We start from the raw sequence: 1,467 nt of genomic DNA, 5'->3' as shown, positions 1-1,467 counted from the left end.
CGTCATTCAGCCAATGGCTGGATATTGCCGCAGCAATATGAACAATAATTTTACCAAAAAACAAAATGATATAGGTGTGTACTGTCTAATTTTTTGCAAAGATCAATTATTACTTAGATAAAAGATATATCTAAGAAAAATGTTCAGCATAGAATAAATCGAAATACTAACTGGTGGCAGAGATTAACGCAAAGTGAACTTGGTGAGTTCAAAAATATATTTGATGATTATGTGAAGTTTTAGGGAGAAAAAATGTATTTATTAGAACATATAAATCCTTCAGGAACCGTGAATCAATTCCATATTGATATCTCTGAAGATGGGTTAATGATTTATGAGTCATGTATTAACTATGTCTTAGATAATTGTAGTGATAAAGATATTTACATATTTACTGGTTGCGAGAATAAGGAAGCTTTAAAAGAAATACAAAAAAATATTATAACTATTTTATATTATTATGCCGCAAAGGATTTGTTGCTACCTCGATATATTGATCCCCAGAACAGGTATGTAGATACAAATGAATTATCATGGATAGGAATAGATATAAACAGATTAAATAAATAGATTAGTATTTATATATGAAATTGTGGACATACCACTATGCATCTAATGGATTGACTTGGGTGGATTGTAAGGACTGTCATTAGTTACAGCTAGACGAAGGATGGGATCAGTAGAATATCAAAAAATGGTAGATAGCGATAAAGTATTACGAAGTATAACAGGAACAACTCATGTGGCTTATCATGCAGATGTTAATGCTTTTGGTAAACAAGCAAAAATGGAGTTTTATATGTTGGATTTGATATTTTTAAAAAATTTATAACTCCTTCAAATGAAAGATGGGCAAAAAAGTAGGATTAAATTGTTTAGAAGGCTTAGCGTAAAGTAAAGGATTTCTTGTGCCTGAAATGCCTAAAGCAAGTAACATTCGTGTTAAGATAGAAAAAATTAATGTAAAAATACAATCAAAATGTTAAATAAATTTAAATTTTGGATATCTAAAAATACTAACTACTCTTCTGATTATCATCAAAATGATTTATCAGAAAGTATCGTTATCGATTTTGAAAATGATATTTATATTGCCCGATTTACTGTTTGGGATGATTTAAGTTGTATGTCCGAAATAGTAGATTTAAATACTGATCAATTTAAAATTAATAAAAGGAATGAATTTACTTCATTTGATGAATTGCTATCTATATTTAGAATTTTTTCAGATTATTTAAATATAAAAAATTAAAATATATTTCTACACATTTATATTATTAAAGATTTTATTGGATTGATCCTCGCCAAAAAAGTGGACAAAAGTTGCCTCTATGATATAAACAAAAATCATAGGAGACAAATATCATGGTCAAAAAATTTAGTATCGAATTCAAACAACAATCAGTGGATTATGCGTTATCTAATGCACACCTTTCTATCAGCGAACTTGCCAACCATCTAGGTGTG

General features: G+C 28.4%; 3 protein-coding genes. All 3 read left to right on the top strand.

Annotated elements, in window-relative coordinates; genetic code table 11:
* Positions 1 to 252: 252 nt before the first annotated feature.
* Positions 253 to 570: a hypothetical protein gene (locus B9N71_RS12325; RefSeq protein ID WP_085166112.1), complete on the top strand. Its 318-nt coding sequence runs from the start codon at positions 253 to 255 to the stop codon at positions 568 to 570.
* Between the two features lie 100 nt (positions 571 to 670).
* Entirely contained in the window at positions 671 to 832 is a 162-nt protein-coding gene (locus B9N71_RS13140) for a TreTu family toxin (RefSeq protein ID WP_167370119.1), read from the top strand.
* Between the two features lie 147 nt (positions 833 to 979).
* Positions 980 to 1,252 carry an immunity protein TriTu family protein gene (locus B9N71_RS12320; RefSeq protein WP_085166111.1) on the top strand — a complete coding sequence of 91 codons (273 nt, stop codon included), beginning with the start codon at positions 980 to 982 and terminating at the stop codon, positions 1,250 to 1,252.
* The last annotated feature ends 215 nt before the right edge of the window (positions 1,253 to 1,467 follow it).

Origin of the sequence: Gilliamella bombi (assembly GCF_900103255.1) — a bacterium.
Lineage (GTDB): Bacteria > Pseudomonadota > Gammaproteobacteria > Enterobacterales > Orbaceae > Gilliamella > Gilliamella bombi.
Note: the sequence above shows the minus strand (reverse complement) of the source record. Positions and strands in the feature narration are given on the sequence as shown.

What these genes read in the sequence shown, in the direction of transcription:
- B9N71_RS12320 (WP_085166111.1), top strand. Translation starts at nt 980, where the DNA reads ATGTTAAATAAATTTAAATTTTGGATATCTAAAAATACTAACTACTCT.
- B9N71_RS12325 (WP_085166112.1), top strand. Translation starts at nt 253, where the DNA reads ATGTATTTATTAGAACATATAAATCCTTCAGGAACCGTGAATCAATTC.
- B9N71_RS13140 (WP_167370119.1), top strand. Translation starts at nt 671, where the DNA reads ATGGGATCAGTAGAATATCAAAAAATGGTAGATAGCGATAAAGTATTA.